Below are 16,987 nucleotides of genomic sequence, written 5' to 3'. Positions count from 1 at the left end.
TAAATGAAGAGCGCTTTTGCCAGGATAGTAAATTTTTTTATTTGCAATGTCCACCTTAATTTATAATAAAATCTAACATTCTACTTATTACTAACAGGCTATTTCACTTGCCTAACGAGTTTTAATACTTCCGCCTGCGTCATATGTATTAACTTTATTTTACTAAGGCTTTTTCTGGCAATGGTTGTGAAAATCTCCGTTTCTAAGTTTTTTCCCGTTTCTTCTACATTATCTTTCCACTTAAGCGGAATAGATTTTGAAGGACTGAATACTGCTTTACGTGATGTGATCTGACGATCTTCATTGTTGCGATAAGTTGTCATCTCAATAGCAGCCGGATTTAAATAACTAATCTTTTTACTAAAGTGCACTTCATCTGCTGAAGCTGCTTTAACCGACTCAATATTACCCTTATTATTATATTGATACTTAAAATTCCAGGTATCTTTTAATTGTGACTGGCTTCTTTTAACCGTAACCTTTGATTGCTGAATCTTTTTTTCCCATCTCCCCTGATTTGCGGAAAGTAAAATTGGATAAATATCGGTAATCTCATAATCCTCAATATAATCTTCCAGAAAATCGAAAAGACTTAAAATGGAATGTTTAACCTCAACCTGTTGTTTTAGCAAGGAATAAAATTTAGGGTACAGTATATAGCGATCATTTTGATTGATCAGCACGCTATGATCCGAATCTTGAAATATGACTTTTAAACCTTCATTAACATCTGAATTACTTAATACCGATTTAATATGAAGATTAAGTCCATTATTTGTTGAGGTTAGCACATATGCTGTAGCTTCAGACAAAATCCCACCAGCAACTTTGTAAACAAATAAACTGTCGCCCAAGGTATTATGTACATACAAAATTTTGCTTGTATCACGCTCGTTCTCTTGTTCATATTTAGCTGATACATAACGGGTTAATAAAATACCATTATAACTATTTGCAATCTTTTTTCCTGGTTGTGCTACCGTACAGCCCATAAATAGGAAATTCAGAATTACGATATTGATGAGTTTAATCATGGCTACTGGTTACTTTGGGGTAGAGGCTGTTAAACTTGTAGGGGTGATTTTCCAGAAAATACTTTTCCCTGCGGTAATGGTGGCCGAAATACCATTTGTAGTTTTTACACCTGTTTCATAATAAAAGTTTCCACCTGCCCAGTACTTCTGATCACTAAAATCTGACGATGGAACTGCATATTTAATTCTATCGGGAACATCAACTTCTTCAAATAAGGGTTTGCCATCGGCTCCTTTAATTTGTTTCCCATCTGGTCCCTTTACAGGTTTTTTAATTTTTTTCGTAATATGTTCATGCGTACCTTTATCTGTTTTATCATCATGATTGCCTTTATCTTTATATCTTGCAGATGTACCGTTTGCAGCCACAAACTCATCATAAATGTTTTTTGGAATTTCTACAAATTTATATTCGTCAAATTTGTTCTGCCCTAACTTATTGTATGGATTTGTTTCAGAATTTCCCCAGGCAAGAAAGTCAGTTCCGTCCCAGAATTCTGCTCCGTCTGTAATGTCTTTCACTCCAAAACAAACATCAAGTACTGCATATCTTGACAGTTTAGATTTATCATCATTTTTATCTGGAAGCTCCTTTTTGTTAGGTACCGATGAATATCCTGAAGCCAATAATGCACGCCAGGTTTTATTTGTAGAAACAGATCGGTTGTGGCTAGTAAATGCCACACACCTGAGTTCCTTAATATCTGCATTACCAGATTCATGGCTAACGATATAAGCAATATATCTGAAATCTGCATGAATCAACGCTTTACCATCGTATTTTACTAACTGTGATTCATCATTAACAGTTTCCCATTTTTTTGCTGCAACTGCCTGATCGTATTTATCTTTTGTAGTGATGTAAATTTTTGCACTGCCCGCTATTCCACCAAGATATTCGCCTTCTCTTGTATAATAAACATACTGAATATCATCTTTGGGCTCTTCTGACGGGGCATAACTACCAAACTGAACATTTGCCATAACTAACTCGATTTACCACCTTGACCAACCACTTTTTTATTACTAATAAGAAAAAGATTCTTAAGTCTCGCTTCAACATTAATATGATCGGCTATCTTTTCAATATTATTTCCAGCAATGAGTTTATAATCGGTTCTCACTCGGATGCTCATATTAGTACATTGTTTTTTAATCGCCATAATTAAAACAATTTTGATTTCTCGGCACTATTTACCTCAACGGTTTTACCACTTTGCAAAGTCATATTTTCTTTCTGACTAAATAAAGTAATTTCACTAGCCAGTTCGTTCGAGGTTTCAGCCTGCCTAATGAAGTCTTTAGATACAGATTCTGTCCTGTTATCAGAGTTTTCCTGAATATCTCCTGTAGCACTTAGCGAATAATTGTTTCCTGCAATCATCGAAATATCTTTGTTAACAGAAATACTTTGATTGTCACCTACGCTTGTACTTTGATCTTTACCCACCTGCACATCCATATTCTCCCCTACATTAATCTGCATATTCTTACAGTTTAGTGTCATGTTCTCCAAAGCGGTAATCGTAATATTATTGCCCTTTGTGTCAATATGGATAATATTCTGATGGATATCCGTAATTTTTATTCCCTGGCTACTCTCATTATCATCAAACTCAACCAGGTGCCCGCTCCTGGTAATTATACTTTTCAGGTGGTTTTTAATTAATGGACTGCTATCTACACTTGAGCTGTGATACACACTTCCCATAACAACCGGGCGTGCAATATTTCCTTCTTCAAAAGCAATCATTACCTGATCATCAATTTCTGGTATGGCAAAATATCCACGGTTATTTCCTCTGTCGCCAATACCGGCACTTGGCGTAACCACGCGTAACCACTCGGTTACATCGTTGGTTAAACACTCCCATTTAAACCTTACTTTAATGCGCCCTTGGCCCTGTGGATCGTTATTATCGATTACATCGGCCAACTGCATATCCGGCTGAGGTTTTTCGAAGTTTTTAACCAATAAGCGTTCGGTAGTAGATATCTTCCCTTCAAAAGTATTGTGGTACTTACCATTTTCATCAATGTGGTGTTTGATACTGGTAATTAGGAATTTACCCAAACTTTCTGATGTAAAAGCCATTTCTTTACGAAGGCTCATGGTAATTTCGGCAATACTACCAATGCTTAAGCCCGCATTATCACCTTTGGCTGTAACCTTTAACAGTTCACTGGTATTGGCTTTCTCTTCATTTTCTACCAGGTTCTTTATGTCGTTATTGTTATCTACCCTGATCAGCGAGGGCTGATTAAAGGTTTTACTAAATGTAAGATTAGAAGCTTTAATGGCATGTGATAAATCAGGTGTGCCATCTACTTTGCCAGAACTTTCGCTCAGCAGCATCTCATTCTGTTTTGGATTGTAAGAGAAACGTTTGTTCTTAATTGGTGCAATTTCCATTGCATATTGCATTTCCTGCACATCCCTGCCATAAAACAAAGATATTTCTTTCTGTGTATCGGGCTTACCGAAATTTAGTTGCTTACCATCATAAAAAAACCACTCATGGTATTCGGCCGAAAGGCGGTTTAGAAACGAAAAATCGCTTTCTCTATATTGAATAATGTAATCAATTGATGAACTTCTTGCAGCGTTTGCAATAACTTTTAAATCATTAGCCGGGGTATCTTTTGTAGCTAATTTTACAATTTCATTCAGATCTTTATCAAGATAAGAACCTAAATCCGGTCCACGATCGATTAAAATAGTTGGACTATAACCACTTACAATTAAAACACCGTGATAACCATGGCTTTGCGACAGTTCTACTTTTGAAACTAAACCTACAAAATTCTGCATACCATCTGGCGAATGACCAAAAGATGCAGTTAACGTTTTACCGACAAAATCGCGGCTGTCATCTAAACTAATCAATCCGGGTGCACCCATTTGATCGTGATTAAAACGCAGTTCGAAATAGTTATGTTCGTTAAAAGCTTGCTGGAGACTAAAGGAAGCAAAATGGGTAATTTCCTTATCTTCTATATTAATTTCTGCAATGAGTTTCTTTTCCATATTGATTTATCTTGATCACAACAATACCCAAATCCAATACTAAATATATAAACGTGCGGTTAAATTAATAATGGAACCGTGTTCAATATTACCTATGTTTTGCTGAATATTATGTGTGGTTGCCGAACCAAACGTTTTACTTGAATAGTAAATGTTTTTTACTGCAATATGTTTGAGATGGTTAGACATAATTGAGCATTAATTTACGAGCTGGCTTTGTAGTTATAGCTACTTAACCCTGGGATGATAATTTAGGATGATATAATTTAGCGCAATAATGGGTTAACTAAATACGCCCCGATAAATCGGGGCGTATCAATTAAATTGATTTTATATTAAAAATGATTAAGCTTTAGGCCAATCGTTTTCGTGTTCTGCGTTGCCTAGTTTTAGCTTACGTGCAGAAACCACAAAACTTAAAGTCATCGGGGTATTGTCGTTAACGGCAATACCTTCGTTATATTGAATGATATAACCATCTTCGAAAGACAGTTCTTTCATTTTTGCATCTTCTTCGCCTTTTTTGAAAACCAATGTTCCAGAAAGTGGCTTATATTGGTTGTTAACCATCGATTCGATTACCGAAGTATCTTCAGTAGATTCGATTTCAATGTGAATGGTACCACCATAAACACCTGATGATGGACGGCCTTTTGCGTCAACATCTCTATTTAATGAAAAGCTGCACTGTAGTACATCAAATTCTTTTGATCCTAAGTTTAAACGGGTTTTGAATGCCATTGTAGTAAATTTTAATGTTTTGAAAAATGAATTGCATTGGGCGGTTTGAGAATAGCATAGGCAATATTAAACCTCAGCCCCTAAACCTTACACCTTTTACCTCAAACTAGGCTTTTGGCCAATCGTTAAGGTGCTCGGCGTTGCCTAATTTAAGCTTTCTTGCCGAAATCTGGAATTTGAGCGTCATCGGGTGATCCCCAACAATGTTGATTCCTTCAGAATACTTAACAATGTAGCCATCTTCGAAGTTAACTTCTTTCATTTTGGCATCTTCTTCTGTTTTTTTGATCAGAAGCGTTCCTGTAATCGGTTTGTACTGGTTGTTTACCATCGCCTCGATAATTGAGGTGTCTTCGGTTGATTCGATCTCAATGTCGATGGTACCGCCGTAAACTCCGGAAGAAGGTCTTCCTTTAGCATCTACATCACGGTTTAATGCATAGGCACAATGAAGTACATCGTACTCCTTGCCTGAAAAATTTAATCTAGCTTTGAAAGCCATAGTTTTAAAATTTAAAGGTTAAAAATTTGATTTTTATGTAGCCTCCGCTACTTCAATCTTTAAACCAAATATCAGGCCAATTATGATCTATATCGCTCATATATAATGGATAGCCTTAATCAAAAAACGATAGTAAAATGCAAAAAGCACACTAAATGGTTAGTTAAATGAATTATTTTTGTGGATAAGATGTGGAAAAGTTAAAATATATTTTTAGTGTTACAAATACAAGCCAATACAAAATAAGCTACAAAGTGTAGCGATAATCGGCAAAGTGTAGCAATTTAGGGCAAAACCAGAACAACTTCCAGTATTTTACTCTATTATTCTACACTCCGATAAAAAAACTAAATTTAGATCAGTTGTGCTCCAAATTTTTCCATTTTAGCAACCCATTTCTGGCTATAATGATTTTCTAGCGAATGCAATTCGCCTATTGTATTGGTAAGCACAGGGCTCATTCTGCACTTTTCAAATACAGCCTTTTTAATGGATAAATAGGTTGTTTTTTTATTGGCTTTCCACTCTTTAAAAGTGGCTTCGTCCAAAATAGATACAATCCTTGCTGAACGGCCGCTAAAATTGTTGTTTACATTTTGCTGTTGGGTATTAAATATCTGATCGGGCATAAAAAGGCGATCGAAAAAGCCTTTAACTTTGGCAGGAATATGATCTACATATACCGGGCAAAAGAGCACAATATGGCTACTTTGCCTAATCGCCGTAAGGGCTTTCTGCAAATCGGGTTCTAATTCGGCAATCTGCCTGTTGTTAAACAGTTTGTTCGAATTAAATATCAGATCGATAATGGCCAACTCTTTCACAGTTGCGCCAACACTTTCTGCACCTTGCTTATAAGCGTTAATCAGGAAATTTGTAGATGCGTTTTTTTCAATATCCCCATTTAGGATAAGTACTTGCTTCATTTTTTTTGATTAATCTGATCTGGCCGATGCATTACAAAATTATAAAGAATTTGTTAAGTGTTATGCATATCCATAAAAAAACCCAACGCTAAGGTTGGGTTTTTATTTTCAGTAATCAAAAACTATTGTTGATTATACTCCGAGTTCCATGTGGTACTTTCGTCTTCACCTTTATGCCCATCAAGTTTTACAACAAAACTTTTAGCCGGGAAATATGGGGTAATGTGGATATCTAAATGAATCCTGTCTTTTTGAAGTTCATCTCTTTCGAAACGCATAATTTTAAACCTTTCAATTAAACGATCTGCACCTTGTATACCATCTAAAAATTTAACAATCTGCCCGCGTAAATCCTGCTCGGTTTTTGAAGTCCAGTTTTCGAATGCTCTTCTGTTTAAGAAATCGAACAATACTTTGGTGATATAATCAAATACACGAACAACAGAATATGTTTGCAAGCCAATATTATCTCCATTAAATAGGGTTTTCGCAGAGAAAGCCATTACTTTGCCATACTCATTTACCATTGGCACTAAGCCAACTCTTTCTAAATGAGAGATTTCGCTTTTCTTTAAATCGAATTTTACACCATCTACTTCGTTTATTGCACCATGTTTTTTACCGGCAGTAACCTGCGACATTAGTGTGTAATACATTTTACCTGCAAGTGCAGCTGATCCAGGTACAGTAAGGTCATCTTCTTCCCCAACCTCGGCAACTTTTCCACGGCCTACCAACCAGTTACAAGTCATGATTACGTTAGATCTGAAAGCATCGCCTCCGGTAAAGTTTGCTGCGGTAAACAAATCAAGTACATCATCAGGCTGATCAAGATCGGCAAAATCTGTTACCAGCATTGCTTTGTTATTGTGCGCTATTTTCCCCCATCTTTCTAATACTTTATTAGATCCCATATAACCCGGAACCACCATTAATGAGTAGTTATTGCGTAAATCCAAACGATCGTAATTTTGTTTCAGCTCATCATCCACATAATCGATAAAACGAGGATTATCCAAATCTTTAATCTGATCCATTGATGCATTTAAGAGCACCACATTTTTAAGTTTATCTGATTCGGTATTTTTGTAAAACAAATGAACCGATCTGTAAGCTTGCTCTAATTCTTTAGTACTTTCTAAGGCTGTTCCAAGGTTTTTCTTCAGATTTTCTTCCGCAGCATTTAACTTTTCGGTACTTTTTTCTACCATATCCGCAACAGAGCCGGAAGATTCAAGTACATCTATCCAAAGCTGAATTTTCTTTTTTAGCTCTTCGCGCTCTTTCTTTTTCTCGTCGCCGGTTAAAAAGATCTGCTTACGGGCTTTTCTTTCAGGATTTAAATTCTGAAGTCCATCAACTGTAGCTTCCAACAAATCGAAACCACCAACCCTGGCCAGTTTTTCTAAGTTATCTTTGAGTGATGTTTTTTCTATGGTTTTTACTTCGGCTGGTTTAAAACCTGCTTCGGATGTATTTTGGTCTGCTTTTAATTCTTGAGGGTTTGACATGTTTTCTCAGCGTTTAGATTATTTATTTTCCTCTAATTCATCAACAAAATTCTTTAAAGCACTAATGAATGCAGATTTAGTTTCTTCATCATCAAGGGTAGCTTTTAAAGTTTTATTCGATTTTAATTGTTTGATCACATTAAGCGACATTTCTCTCTCAATATTAACATTGGTGAGGTAATTGCTTTGGTTGATGATGTTTTTTACACCAAAATCTCCCAAATCGTTAAAATTTATAGTTTCGCCAACGGTAGATCCATCCTGCTTTTCGAAAGCTACTTTTACATTTGGTTTATAATGTTCGAACACCTCTTTAACCGTTTTTAATCCTTCTACCTTTTCTGGTTTAATGGGTTCGTTATCGGTAAGTTTTTGAACAAAAAGTGTTTTGTTATGGGCAATTTCTGCGAAAGCTTCTGAGGTATCAATTTTTCGTTCATTACCTCCAATTTCATAGTTAAACATAGTATGTTGATTTAGATTTAAGATTAAATTTTCTAATATAATAGTTAACGTTTTAACTCAATTTTTGTTCCAATATTACTGCTTCTGGTTGAATAATATTCCATTCCAACTGATCTTCATCCGGATGTTTGCTTACTTTAATCTTTGATCCTTTTTTTAGTTCACCCGAAATGATGTATTTGGATATTGGTCTGCGCAGCAGATTTCTGATTACCGCAGATAACTGACGTGCACCATATTTTGGAGTAAAGCCATCCAAGGCAATCATTTTCTTGGCATCATCGGCTATTTCAAAGTCGATACCCATTTTATTGAGAGATTGGATTAGGCTGCTTAACTGGATTTCGAAAATACGCACTACATTGCTTTCGTTGATTGGTGCAAAAGGAACAATTTCAGAAATTCTGGCCAAAAACTCAGGTCGGAAATGCCCCGCCATTACTTCCATCAATTGGTTAGATGCAGGAATAATGCCTTTACCTATCTGTTCGGCAATCCACTCGCTACCAATATTTGAGGTGAAAAGTATAAGTGAATTGCTAAAATCACCTTCTTTCCCCAAACGGTCGTGCATATGCCCTTCATCCAGAATCTGTAAAAAAGTATCAAACACTGATGGGTGTGCTTTTTCTATTTCATCGAAAAGCAATACAGAATAAGGTTGTTGTCTGATTTTATTCACCAGCAAACCACCTTCTTCGTAACCTACATACCCCGGAGGAGCACCATACAACAATGCTGCGCTATGCTCTTCTTTAAATTCGGACATATCAAAGCGGATCATTGCCTTTTCATCATTAAACAAAAATTCGGCGATTGATTTAGCGAGTTCAGTTTTACCTGTTCCTGTTGGCCCCAATAAAAAGAATGAGCCGATGGGTTGGCCTTTTTTGTTCAATCCGCTACGAGATTCCAAAATTGCATCAGAAACTGCTTTTAATGCCTGATCTTGCCCCACCACACGTTTTTTAAGGTATTGCTCCATGTTGAGCAATTTCTCTTTTTCTCCTGCCTGCAATTTACCCATCGGAATTCCTGTTTTATAGGCAACGATAGAGGCAATATCCTGTTTTGTTATGCGGTCGCTTTTTTCTGCGGCGTATTTTTTTAATTCCTGAAGACTGCTGTTGATATAACCCTGATATTCATCAGCCGTTTCGAAAGCATCGGTTTGTGTTTCATCAGTTAAACGGCCAAGCAAAACCGGACTTAATTTATTCTGAAGTAATGAAAAAAGCCATTTATAATCTGCAAACTGATCGGCTTCTGACTGATCTGAATTTGCTTTCAATACTTCTAAATCGCTTTCCAAACTCTCAATTACCTGATCAGAAGTATCGTTCATCATTTTCATGGCGGCCATTGTACGGTCTAACAGGTCGAAAGCCGAATCAGGCAGGCGCCTATCTTTCATGTAACGTTTTGCCAAACGTACACATTCACCCAAGGCATCAGGCTCTATTGTTAAAGTATGGTGTTCTTCGTACTTTATGGCCAGTTTCTGTAGCATTTTTATGGTGCTTTCTTCGTTTGGCTCATTTACCTGTAATACTTCAAACCTGCGACTAAAGGCTTGTTCGGGTTCGATAATTTTACGGTATTCATCAATTGTGGTAGCACCGATTACTGTAATTTCTCCCCTTGCCAGTTCGGGTTTCAATAAATTGCCAATGCCTGCGCCAAGTGGTCCTTTACTATCTAATAAGGTATGAATTTCATCTATAAAAAGAACTGCTTTTTCAAACTGTTTTACTTCTTTGATGATGTTTTTCAAGCGGTCTTCTATTTCTCCTTTATAAGATGCTCCCGCAATTAAAGAACCTAAATCCAATTCAAAAAGCTGAACAGGCTTTAAACTTTCGGGAACATTTTGGTTTACTATATCAATAGCGAATCCATCAACCAGGGCTGTTTTACCTACTCCGGCATCACCCGTTAATATTACATTGGGTTTTGTTCGGCGGCAAAGAATTTCCATCATCATCCGCGTTTCTTTATCGCGGCCAATTATTGGGTCGGTTTTGCCATCACGTACCATTTGCAGCCTATCTATACAATATTTATGTAGCGCATTGCCTGTGCTTTTGTTTTCAGTACCTGATGTTGTTTTATCAGGCGAAACTACCCTCGATATTTCTTCGTCTTTTACGTAAAGATCCAAAATTTCGCGTTCCTTAATCGGGAATGATTTCAACTGGTCGGGCTGAAAACCAATGCCAGGTTTTGCCAAGGCAGTTAGCACGCATACTGGCGTAATGAGATCAAGACCAAGTTTAATGCGTACATTATCTGCTTCTTCAAAAATCACAGCAATTTCCGGGGAACCGCTTACGGTATCATTTAGACTGGCTGATTTAGCCTGCTCATCAATCCGAACTTCAGCCCACTCGCTTATGTATTCTTCATCTTTACCTATTGAGGTTATAAATGAACGTAAACCAACATCCTTATGCATTAATCCTTTAAGCAAATGGGCAGCAGAAAATACTTCATTTCTGTATTCCTTTGCCAGAGATTGTGCGATATGCAGTGCTGTTTTTACCGATTCGCTTAAATTTGTAATTGCCATATTTTTCTCTATTGAATGCTTTTTGCTCTTTTAGTATAACCTTCCAGATAATCGGAAACACTGTGCCACATTGTTTGTAAAATATTCTCTTCTGTTATTTTTTCATCACGTTTTTCTATAATTTTTGCACTAAAAGCCCGGATCACGTGCTCTGCGGAATCTTTTAAACTATCATCTTCTTTATCAAAATCTACTATTACAACAGGCTTGTTTGTAGAAACCTTAACAAGATTCTCGTAGAGATTACTAAAAGATATATCAGAAAATAATCCTGCAAAATCTATCCCTAAACCGATGTAACTAAAAGCTTTAACAGAGGCTGATGCCTCACTAAAAACACCACCCAATAGAGGGCCTGTTGAACCTAAGGTAAAGGCTCTATCTAAATCTTTCTTACCCATGCCCTTTCTATCATTGTAATAATTTCCTCCATCTTCAAAATGTGCTTTATTATAAGATTTAATATTATAAATCAGATTATTAAAGTTTAACACACCTCTTGGGAACAAACCTTGTACAAAACTTAAGTTGGCAAAAGATTCGTGCTTATTGGCAGATTCTCTAGCTTCCAATTTTCCAAAAACTTTACTTATTCTACGGTCTGAACGTGTTGTTTCACCTGTTTTTATTCTACCCTGTTCACCTCTTGCTGTTACGGTATCAATAAAACTGCATTTATGTGCTTGTATCTTAAGCGTTTTCCCTTCTTCTACAAACTTTATCCAAATACCGTTAAATTGTAGTGAAATGGTATTTTCAGCATTACCCGATAATAAAATATTATGCGATTTAATATGCCAAATCTTCATAATTCTATATTTAAAAAAGATATGGAAACAATAATAAATACATAAAATGCGCTCAAGCCTAAAATTATATAAATGGCTGATTTCCTATCACCTTCATTAATAAGTCTATAAATCATAATCCCTAAGGTTAATGTAATGGCAAAAAGAATCGAACCTATAATAATACCTTGTCTTTGCTTTAATATTTTAGCTAAAAATGGCAATAGCCAAAAAACAATCAACATTGGTTTCACATATTTATCAGACCGATATTTTTTGTTAGTCAGCATATTATTATTCAGATAACCTAAGCGGTAAACAAGACAGCAATTGTGATAGTAATTAATTTGCAGGCAATACTGCCGGGTTAAAATTATTTTCGGTGATGTAGTAATAGGTTTTTCCGTTCGATATAAACTGTTGCTCAATCTGAGTAGCGCGTTTAATCTGCTGTACGGATTGATTTAGCAATTTAATGTAGGTTTCAAACTGATCTAAAGGCATTTTAGAAGTGCTTTTTAAATCACTCACCTTGTATTTGGCTAAAAACTCATTATTTAAAGGCAAACCTGTAACCAGTTTAATGTAATCGGCCAAAGTCATGGCTTTAATATCACCTGATGATACTTTCATCCCCAATAACTGTTTAGGCATTTTTACATAATTTTTTACCAGCTTACTTCTAAAAGAAGACTGATCTGGCTGAAGGTTTTGACCAAGCATAATCGAAAAAACATCAACTATCTGCTTGTATTCCATATTGTTTAATACAATGGCGTATTGTAAACTGGAGCGGTTATTTTTTACCACATCTGCTGATACATTTGCTGTACTGTAATATTTAAAAGCATTGTGAGGCATCCTGTCGGCAATTTCTACACCTACAGGCAAAGGCAACAAACCTTCTACATCAGCAGATAAATTTTTGCGGGAGATGCCTGTTAAACGGAATGCACTATCCAAAGAGCTGATCTGGTTATAAATATCTGCATTGGTTTCTTTTACAAAACGGCGCAGCGCAATCGTCATACTCTGGTTGGAATTAACCGTTCCTTTTGTTGGAAATACAACTCCTCCTTGTATTAAACTATTTTTTGGATAATCTAAATAGTAAGAAATAGAATCTTGCAAACTTGTGTTGTAAGGTTGGAAGCTTTTTAAACCTTCACCTTTAACCATGGTATTTTTTCTGTATTCTGCAGAGCGGATGGCTGACTCAGAAACCAACTTACGTGATTGAATTACGAAATCATTAAACGACTGGTTAAAATCGCTATATACCTGTAAGGCCAAAATGCGTGCATCGGCCAATGCAACCTGCTCACTCAGTTCATTAATAAGATAATTATTGGTACCGCCAATGTTTCCTGTACTTCCTACCAAAATAATTAAATTGGTTTCATTCTTTTTGGCTTTAAACAGATTAATTCCTGCTTTTAATGCACTAAATACCGGTTCTTCTGAAATTTCGCCATTACACCTAAGTGTATTTTTGGCCTGGTTTGATAAAAAAGTCATTAATTGCCTGTAATCATCCTGAATAGGGCTCACAAAAATCCCCTGTAAGGCACATCCGCTTTCTCCGCGGTAAACTACCCCACCATAATTTACTTTGGTTCCTTTTCCAAAATCGCCCATTATACTTTCAAACGAAGCAATGGTATTTGTCATACCAGAAAGATATTTGGTCATCGGGCTTCCGCCATCCACTACAAAAACAACATTTACCTTTGTTTTATTTTTGCGGAGTTTCAGGTAGTCCTGATAAGAAAGTGCCGAGCCGTTAATGGTTAATATTTTATTGTCTTTTTTGTTATAAACATCAGTTGCAATACCTACAGCATATGCACCGGCATCATCCGAAACAACTGGTACACTTCTTAAAATCAGATTTTCGCTTGGCAATAAAGGATCTACCACGAAAGCTGTTCCCTTATCAATTCCATTTTTTATAGCAGTTGAGGTTGAATCGTCATTATCATAATTGCCAGGCTTAACTGAGGTGATGTACAAACGGTCTCCCCAGCTATGTACAGCTTCAGCAGAAACCCATCCATAAATACTTTTTAAGGCTGTATCGGCAACCAATTGGTCGTCCGATCCGATTAGATACTTTTTACCATCTTCTGATTTTTTGTAGATATAAGCAATTTCATGCAACCTCACTTTGGTTCTTCTATCTTTTAGCTCTGGCGTATTATAAACCAGGATAGAATCAGTTGTATCAAAATAAAATTTTGGCTCGGTTAAGGCATTTTTTCCGTTTATGATCCCAATAGCTTTTTCTGCATAACCTGTTTTTTGGTTAGAGAAAGCGCGTTGCCATAAAAGCAACTTGGCTTTAGAAATCCAACCGTAACTGATGGCACTTTTTTTATCGTTAATTTTCCGGCCTCTAATCATTCCGGCTTTGTATTTAATCAGTTTAAGGTATCCGTTTTCTTCTTTAGAAACATAAAAAGGTTCCATAAAGCTGATTTTCTTCATAATTAAACTTCCACCGGGTGAGGTTGTAGTGTAATTGTCTTCACGATCGGAAAAAACAATCCATGGCAAACTGCTGCTGCTGGTGCTTTCGTTTACATTGATGGTTTCGGCAGGCCTTTCGTAAGATTTAGGCATGTATTTCACTTTTTTGCCAAACGATGCCGGTGATTGTGCATAGGCAAACGATATTCCTAAAAACAGGATGGTTAAGGCATAATATTTTTTCATATTTTTAGTAAATGAGCTTTAAAATTAGGTTAAGATGTTAATCTATTTAGTTTTTGCCGGAGCCTCTGCAGTTGCTGTTGCTGCGGGCTGCGCAGTTCCGGAGTGTTGTTTAATATTTAATAAACTGGCGCAGGTAGAATTTGGCTTAATGGTTAATTGTGCTTCATCTACCGCTATTTCGCCTCCAAAAGTTAAGCCCATACAGTATGAATAAATATCTGTTTGTTTTTTCTTACCGTTCATTTCTACATTTACAGTTACTTTTTCATTGCTGCACATGTATTTGTTTATGAGGTAGTAATAATTGGAATTAAAATCGGCTCCATTTGCAATGGCCTGTAAACGGGCCCTGATATCATCAATCGTTTTGCGCTCGCCATCGCCAGGCGCAACCAGATCATCTACTATTTCGGCATTCGGATCGGTAATTAATATGTTTAAGAAAGCTGGTTTACGGGCTTTATCAGATCGAAGACGTACCACATATTTACCCGGAGCGCGGTAGGTGTATAAAGCAGTTTTTCCTTTAACATCCACACGGCCGGTTTCGCCGAAAGACCATTCAAAATCTTTTCCCTCACCATCGCCTTCCAGCCTGATTTCTTCATTAACCAAACCCGCAGTTGGCCCGCTTATGGTAAGTACGCTATCCACAGCAATTGCCCTAACCGTATCGCGTACCGTGATTGGAAATTCCTGGCGAAGTTCGCCATCTACAGTTAAGCGCACAATGTAAGTATCGGCTTTTGTGTAATGATAAGATCCAGTTTTGGTGGTGGCTTTTTCGCCATTTCCAAATTCCCATAACCATTTTGAGGCTTTTGGAGTGTTATCGGTAAAAACCAGGTCTTCGTTTAAATAAATTTCATCTTTAATGATTTTCGCATCAATTGCCCGCTTTTCGAACAATGAACTCTTAAATAAGAAAATTAGACCTGTTAAAAGCAATACAGCTAATAGGATGTAGAGAATAACGTAGCCCTGCGAATTTGAATTAACTTGCTTAGTGTTTGTGTCAGACATAGGTAGCGTTGTTTATAGGTTGTTTTGAGAATGTTTATCTTGCTGAAATGGTTTGTTGGAGTTGTCGCCTGTTGGTAATGCAATCGTCAAGCTGTTTTTGATAAAGTTCGATATCCGAAATGTTTTTATTCTGTTCCTGCCTGTCGTAAAATAATCTGTCGTATAAAAGTTGGTTCTGAACAAAAATTTTATAGCGAGAATCAGATGCTTTCCGGTCAAATGCAGATTTGATTGATCCTAATGAGCGTTGAATGTCATCTCTTAAAAATACAGCCCTAACATTTGGATTGTAACGTGTAATCCATTTAAAGGTAGTATCAACGATGGGCATGGTTTCTTTTACAGTATTTTCGAATACTTCATTTTCATTGATCTTTAATTCCAGGTCGGCTTTGGAAATTTCATACTTGGATTTACCGCTGTAAAAAATGCCAAAACTTAAAAGCCCAACTGTAAAAATAAATAGCGCTAAAAAGAACAAGAATTGTTCGCGCCTATCTTTTATGCTTAGTTTTATCATAATAGTGCTATTTACCGGCCAAACCTGCCGTTTCTAATTTTTTTTGCTGCTGATTGATTTGCTTGAATACATTCGTTAACCCTTTCTTTAGCCCGCTGTATTACAGACCTTGAATCGATAAGCGAATCTTGAAGGTTGGCCATTGCACCTACATTGTTGTTCAGTTTTTCGTACAACGTAAAGCTGGGTGTAACTTCTGTTTTTTTAGAAATAAGCTCTTTTATCCTGTTATTTGCGCTTTGAATATCGCTAAGTAAAATGGCCTGTTTACTCATTTCATCAGCATTATAATCGCTGTATTGTGAGAGTTCTTTAAAGCGGAGCAGAATAAGGTCGAAATTTGTATTGATATCTTTTCTCAGGTAAGAAAGTTTTTCAGTCTCTTTTACTTTTTTGTCGAGTAATGTGTACTCATAATCAGAAGCTGCATAAAATAGATAAATGCAAAGAATGGAGAAAAGGGTAAGAAACACAAAGTTTAAGATAAACTTGGTGTAAGCACTCCTAATTTCAATGGCGTTAATGGGTTTCATAGAGCGTTAATAGTTTCACATTGCAACAGTATAAGAATTAATCCGACATCAAATTCACTTAAAATCACACATCTTTCTCAAATTAACACTGTACCATAACAATTTTTAATATTTGTTGTTTGGTTATAAAAACGATTTTATTTCTTTTACTTTTAACAAACTTTAAGCCAAATCATCTATGTCTGAAAATTTTTACAACAAACCCTTCAGATTTAAGTCCATATTTTCAGGTGCTGGCCTTCAGCCAACTGACCTAGGTAAATCGATTTCGAACCACATAGAATTGATTATTTTCACCCGTTATGGTGAACATAGGTTTCACAATGATTTTGGGTGTGAAATATGGGACTTAGACTTTGAATTAATCGTGAGTGAAAGCATCTGGGAGGAAAAATTCCGTAAATCCTTATTAAAATCAATTACTAATTCTGAGTTCAGAATATACAATACTTCGGTAGAAGTGCGCATTACGGAGGTAGAAAATGTATATCCATTGCGTAAGATAACAGAGATCAAAAAAAAGGTAGATATTAGTGTTAGGGCACTGATAAAAACCACAGGAGAAAAATATTTTTTTAACACTGCTTTATTCCTCAGCCCCTTATCAACCTAAATTAAAACGCCCCAAATTT

The 16,987-nt window shown here is 36.3% G+C and carries 17 protein-coding genes; 1 reads left to right on the top strand and 16 read right to left on the bottom strand.

The annotated features are described in order from the left end of the window. Nucleotides 1-98: 98 nt before the first annotated feature. The 16 genes from ACZZZW_RS02850 to ACZZZW_RS02775 all read right to left on the bottom strand — a co-directional run bounded on the left by ACZZZW_RS02850 (nt 99) and on the right by ACZZZW_RS02775 (nt 16,355). Entirely contained in the window at nt 99-1,034 is a 936-nt protein-coding gene (locus tag ACZZZW_RS02850) for a hypothetical protein (RefSeq protein WP_055912118.1), read from the bottom strand. A gap of 9 nt (nt 1,035-1,043) precedes the next feature. Then, entirely contained in the window at nt 1,044-2,018 is a 975-nt protein-coding gene (locus ACZZZW_RS02845) for a hypothetical protein (protein ID WP_055912120.1), read from the bottom strand. Between the two features lie 2 nt (nt 2,019-2,020). Further along, on the bottom strand, nt 2,021-2,197 hold the full coding sequence (locus ACZZZW_RS02840) for a hypothetical protein (protein WP_157255475.1): 177 nt from the start codon (nt 2,195-2,197) through the stop codon (nt 2,021-2,023). Nucleotides 2,198-2,199: 2 nt separating this feature from the next. Further along, the gene (locus ACZZZW_RS02835) at nt 2,200-4,062 is read right to left on the bottom strand and encodes a type VI secretion system Vgr family protein (RefSeq protein WP_055912122.1); all 1,863 of its coding nucleotides are present in this window, start codon (nt 4,060-4,062) and stop codon (nt 2,200-2,202) included. A 345-nt stretch (nt 4,063-4,407) separates the two neighbouring features. Continuing rightward, on the bottom strand, nt 4,408-4,803 hold the full coding sequence (gene tssD, locus ACZZZW_RS02830) for a type VI secretion system tube protein TssD (protein ID WP_025141860.1): 396 nt from the start codon (nt 4,801-4,803) through the stop codon (nt 4,408-4,410). Nucleotides 4,804-4,909: 106 nt separating this feature from the next. Beyond that, nucleotides 4,910-5,305 carry a type VI secretion system tube protein TssD gene (gene tssD, locus ACZZZW_RS02825; protein WP_025141859.1) on the bottom strand — a complete coding sequence of 132 codons (396 nt, stop codon included), beginning with the start codon at nt 5,303-5,305 and terminating at the stop codon, nt 4,910-4,912. 353 nt (nt 5,306-5,658) lie between these two features. After that, nucleotides 5,659-6,231, bottom strand: a complete 573-nt coding sequence (locus ACZZZW_RS02820) for an NAD(P)H-dependent oxidoreductase (protein ID WP_463492220.1) — start codon at nt 6,229-6,231, stop codon at nt 5,659-5,661. Between the two features lie 122 nt (nt 6,232-6,353). Continuing rightward, a complete protein-coding gene (locus tag ACZZZW_RS02815) occupies nt 6,354-7,742 on the bottom strand; it encodes a DUF5458 family protein (protein ID WP_055912060.1) in 1,389 nt (462 codons plus the stop codon). An 18-nt stretch (nt 7,743-7,760) separates the two neighbouring features. Beyond that, nucleotides 7,761-8,207 carry a hypothetical protein gene (locus ACZZZW_RS02810; protein ID WP_055912059.1) on the bottom strand — a complete coding sequence of 149 codons (447 nt, stop codon included), beginning with the start codon at nt 8,205-8,207 and terminating at the stop codon, nt 7,761-7,763. A 52-nt stretch (nt 8,208-8,259) separates the two neighbouring features. Then, on the bottom strand, nt 8,260-10,776 hold the full coding sequence (locus ACZZZW_RS02805) for an ATP-dependent Clp protease ATP-binding subunit (RefSeq protein ID WP_463492219.1): 2,517 nt from the start codon (nt 10,774-10,776) through the stop codon (nt 8,260-8,262). 8 nt (nt 10,777-10,784) lie between these two features. Continuing rightward, nucleotides 10,785-11,585 carry a hypothetical protein gene (locus ACZZZW_RS02800; protein ID WP_055912055.1) on the bottom strand — a complete coding sequence of 267 codons (801 nt, stop codon included), beginning with the start codon at nt 11,583-11,585 and terminating at the stop codon, nt 10,785-10,787. Continuing rightward, nucleotides 11,582-11,854 (bottom strand): hypothetical protein, encoded by a 273-nt coding sequence (locus tag ACZZZW_RS02795; protein WP_055912053.1) that lies wholly within the window; start codon nt 11,852-11,854, stop codon nt 11,582-11,584. Before ACZZZW_RS02795 ends, ACZZZW_RS02800 begins: the two co-directional genes overlap by 4 nt. A gap of 52 nt (nt 11,855-11,906) precedes the next feature. After that, nucleotides 11,907-14,279 carry a type VI secretion system protein TssR domain-containing protein gene (gene tssR / locus ACZZZW_RS02790; RefSeq protein WP_463492218.1) on the bottom strand — a complete coding sequence of 791 codons (2,373 nt, stop codon included), beginning with the start codon at nt 14,277-14,279 and terminating at the stop codon, nt 11,907-11,909. A gap of 42 nt (nt 14,280-14,321) precedes the next feature. Continuing rightward, the gene (locus ACZZZW_RS02785; protein WP_055912049.1) at nt 14,322-15,302 is read right to left on the bottom strand and encodes a PKD domain-containing protein; all 981 of its coding nucleotides are present in this window, start codon (nt 15,300-15,302) and stop codon (nt 14,322-14,324) included. Nucleotides 15,303-15,336: 34 nt separating this feature from the next. Beyond that, nucleotides 15,337-15,822, bottom strand: a complete 486-nt coding sequence (gene tssO, locus ACZZZW_RS02780; RefSeq protein ID WP_055912047.1) for a type VI secretion system TssO — start codon at nt 15,820-15,822, stop codon at nt 15,337-15,339. 11 nt (nt 15,823-15,833) lie between these two features. Continuing rightward, a complete protein-coding gene (locus tag ACZZZW_RS02775) occupies nt 15,834-16,355 on the bottom strand; it encodes a type VI secretion system TssO (protein WP_055912045.1) in 522 nt (173 codons plus the stop codon). Nucleotides 16,356-16,533: 178 nt separating this feature from the next. Here ACZZZW_RS02775 and ACZZZW_RS02770 point away from each other — a divergent pair, with 178 nt between their 5' ends. Then, nucleotides 16,534-16,968: a GPW/gp25 family protein gene (locus ACZZZW_RS02770; protein ID WP_055912043.1), complete on the top strand. Its 435-nt coding sequence runs from the start codon at nt 16,534-16,536 to the stop codon at nt 16,966-16,968. Nucleotides 16,969-16,987: the final 19 nt, after the last annotated feature.

The organism is Pedobacter sp. AC379, from assembly GCF_979258145.1.
This window is presented reverse-complemented; position numbering and strand designations above follow the sequence as displayed.

What these genes read in the sequence shown, in the direction of transcription:
- ACZZZW_RS02850 (WP_055912118.1), bottom strand. Translation starts at nt 1,034, where the DNA reads ATGATTAAACTCATCAATATCGTAATTCTGAATTTCCTATTTATGGGC.
- ACZZZW_RS02845 (WP_055912120.1), bottom strand. Translation starts at nt 2,018, where the DNA reads ATGGCAAATGTTCAGTTTGGTAGTTATGCCCCGTCAGAAGAGCCCAAA.
- ACZZZW_RS02840 (WP_157255475.1), bottom strand. Translation starts at nt 2,197, where the DNA reads ATGGCGATTAAAAAACAATGTACTAATATGAGCATCCGAGTGAGAACC.
- ACZZZW_RS02835 (WP_055912122.1), bottom strand. Translation starts at nt 4,062, where the DNA reads ATGGAAAAGAAACTCATTGCAGAAATTAATATAGAAGATAAGGAAATT.
- tssD (WP_025141860.1), bottom strand. Translation starts at nt 4,803, where the DNA reads ATGGCATTCAAAACCCGTTTAAACTTAGGATCAAAAGAATTTGATGTA.
- tssD (WP_025141859.1), bottom strand. Translation starts at nt 5,305, where the DNA reads ATGGCTTTCAAAGCTAGATTAAATTTTTCAGGCAAGGAGTACGATGTA.
- ACZZZW_RS02820 (WP_463492220.1), bottom strand. Translation starts at nt 6,231, where the DNA reads ATGAAGCAAGTACTTATCCTAAATGGGGATATTGAAAAAAACGCATCT.
- ACZZZW_RS02815 (WP_055912060.1), bottom strand. Translation starts at nt 7,742, where the DNA reads ATGTCAAACCCTCAAGAATTAAAAGCAGACCAAAATACATCCGAAGCA.
- ACZZZW_RS02810 (WP_055912059.1), bottom strand. Translation starts at nt 8,207, where the DNA reads ATGTTTAACTATGAAATTGGAGGTAATGAACGAAAAATTGATACCTCA.
- ACZZZW_RS02805 (WP_463492219.1), bottom strand. Translation starts at nt 10,776, where the DNA reads ATGGCAATTACAAATTTAAGCGAATCGGTAAAAACAGCACTGCATATC.
- ACZZZW_RS02800 (WP_055912055.1), bottom strand. Translation starts at nt 11,585, where the DNA reads ATGAAGATTTGGCATATTAAATCGCATAATATTTTATTATCGGGTAAT.
- ACZZZW_RS02795 (WP_055912053.1), bottom strand. Translation starts at nt 11,854, where the DNA reads ATGCTGACTAACAAAAAATATCGGTCTGATAAATATGTGAAACCAATG.
- tssR (WP_463492218.1), bottom strand. Translation starts at nt 14,279, where the DNA reads ATGAAAAAATATTATGCCTTAACCATCCTGTTTTTAGGAATATCGTTT.
- ACZZZW_RS02785 (WP_055912049.1), bottom strand. Translation starts at nt 15,302, where the DNA reads ATGTCTGACACAAACACTAAGCAAGTTAATTCAAATTCGCAGGGCTAC.
- tssO (WP_055912047.1), bottom strand. Translation starts at nt 15,822, where the DNA reads ATGATAAAACTAAGCATAAAAGATAGGCGCGAACAATTCTTGTTCTTT.
- ACZZZW_RS02775 (WP_055912045.1), bottom strand. Translation starts at nt 16,355, where the DNA reads ATGAAACCCATTAACGCCATTGAAATTAGGAGTGCTTACACCAAGTTT.
- ACZZZW_RS02770 (WP_055912043.1), top strand. Translation starts at nt 16,534, where the DNA reads ATGTCTGAAAATTTTTACAACAAACCCTTCAGATTTAAGTCCATATTT.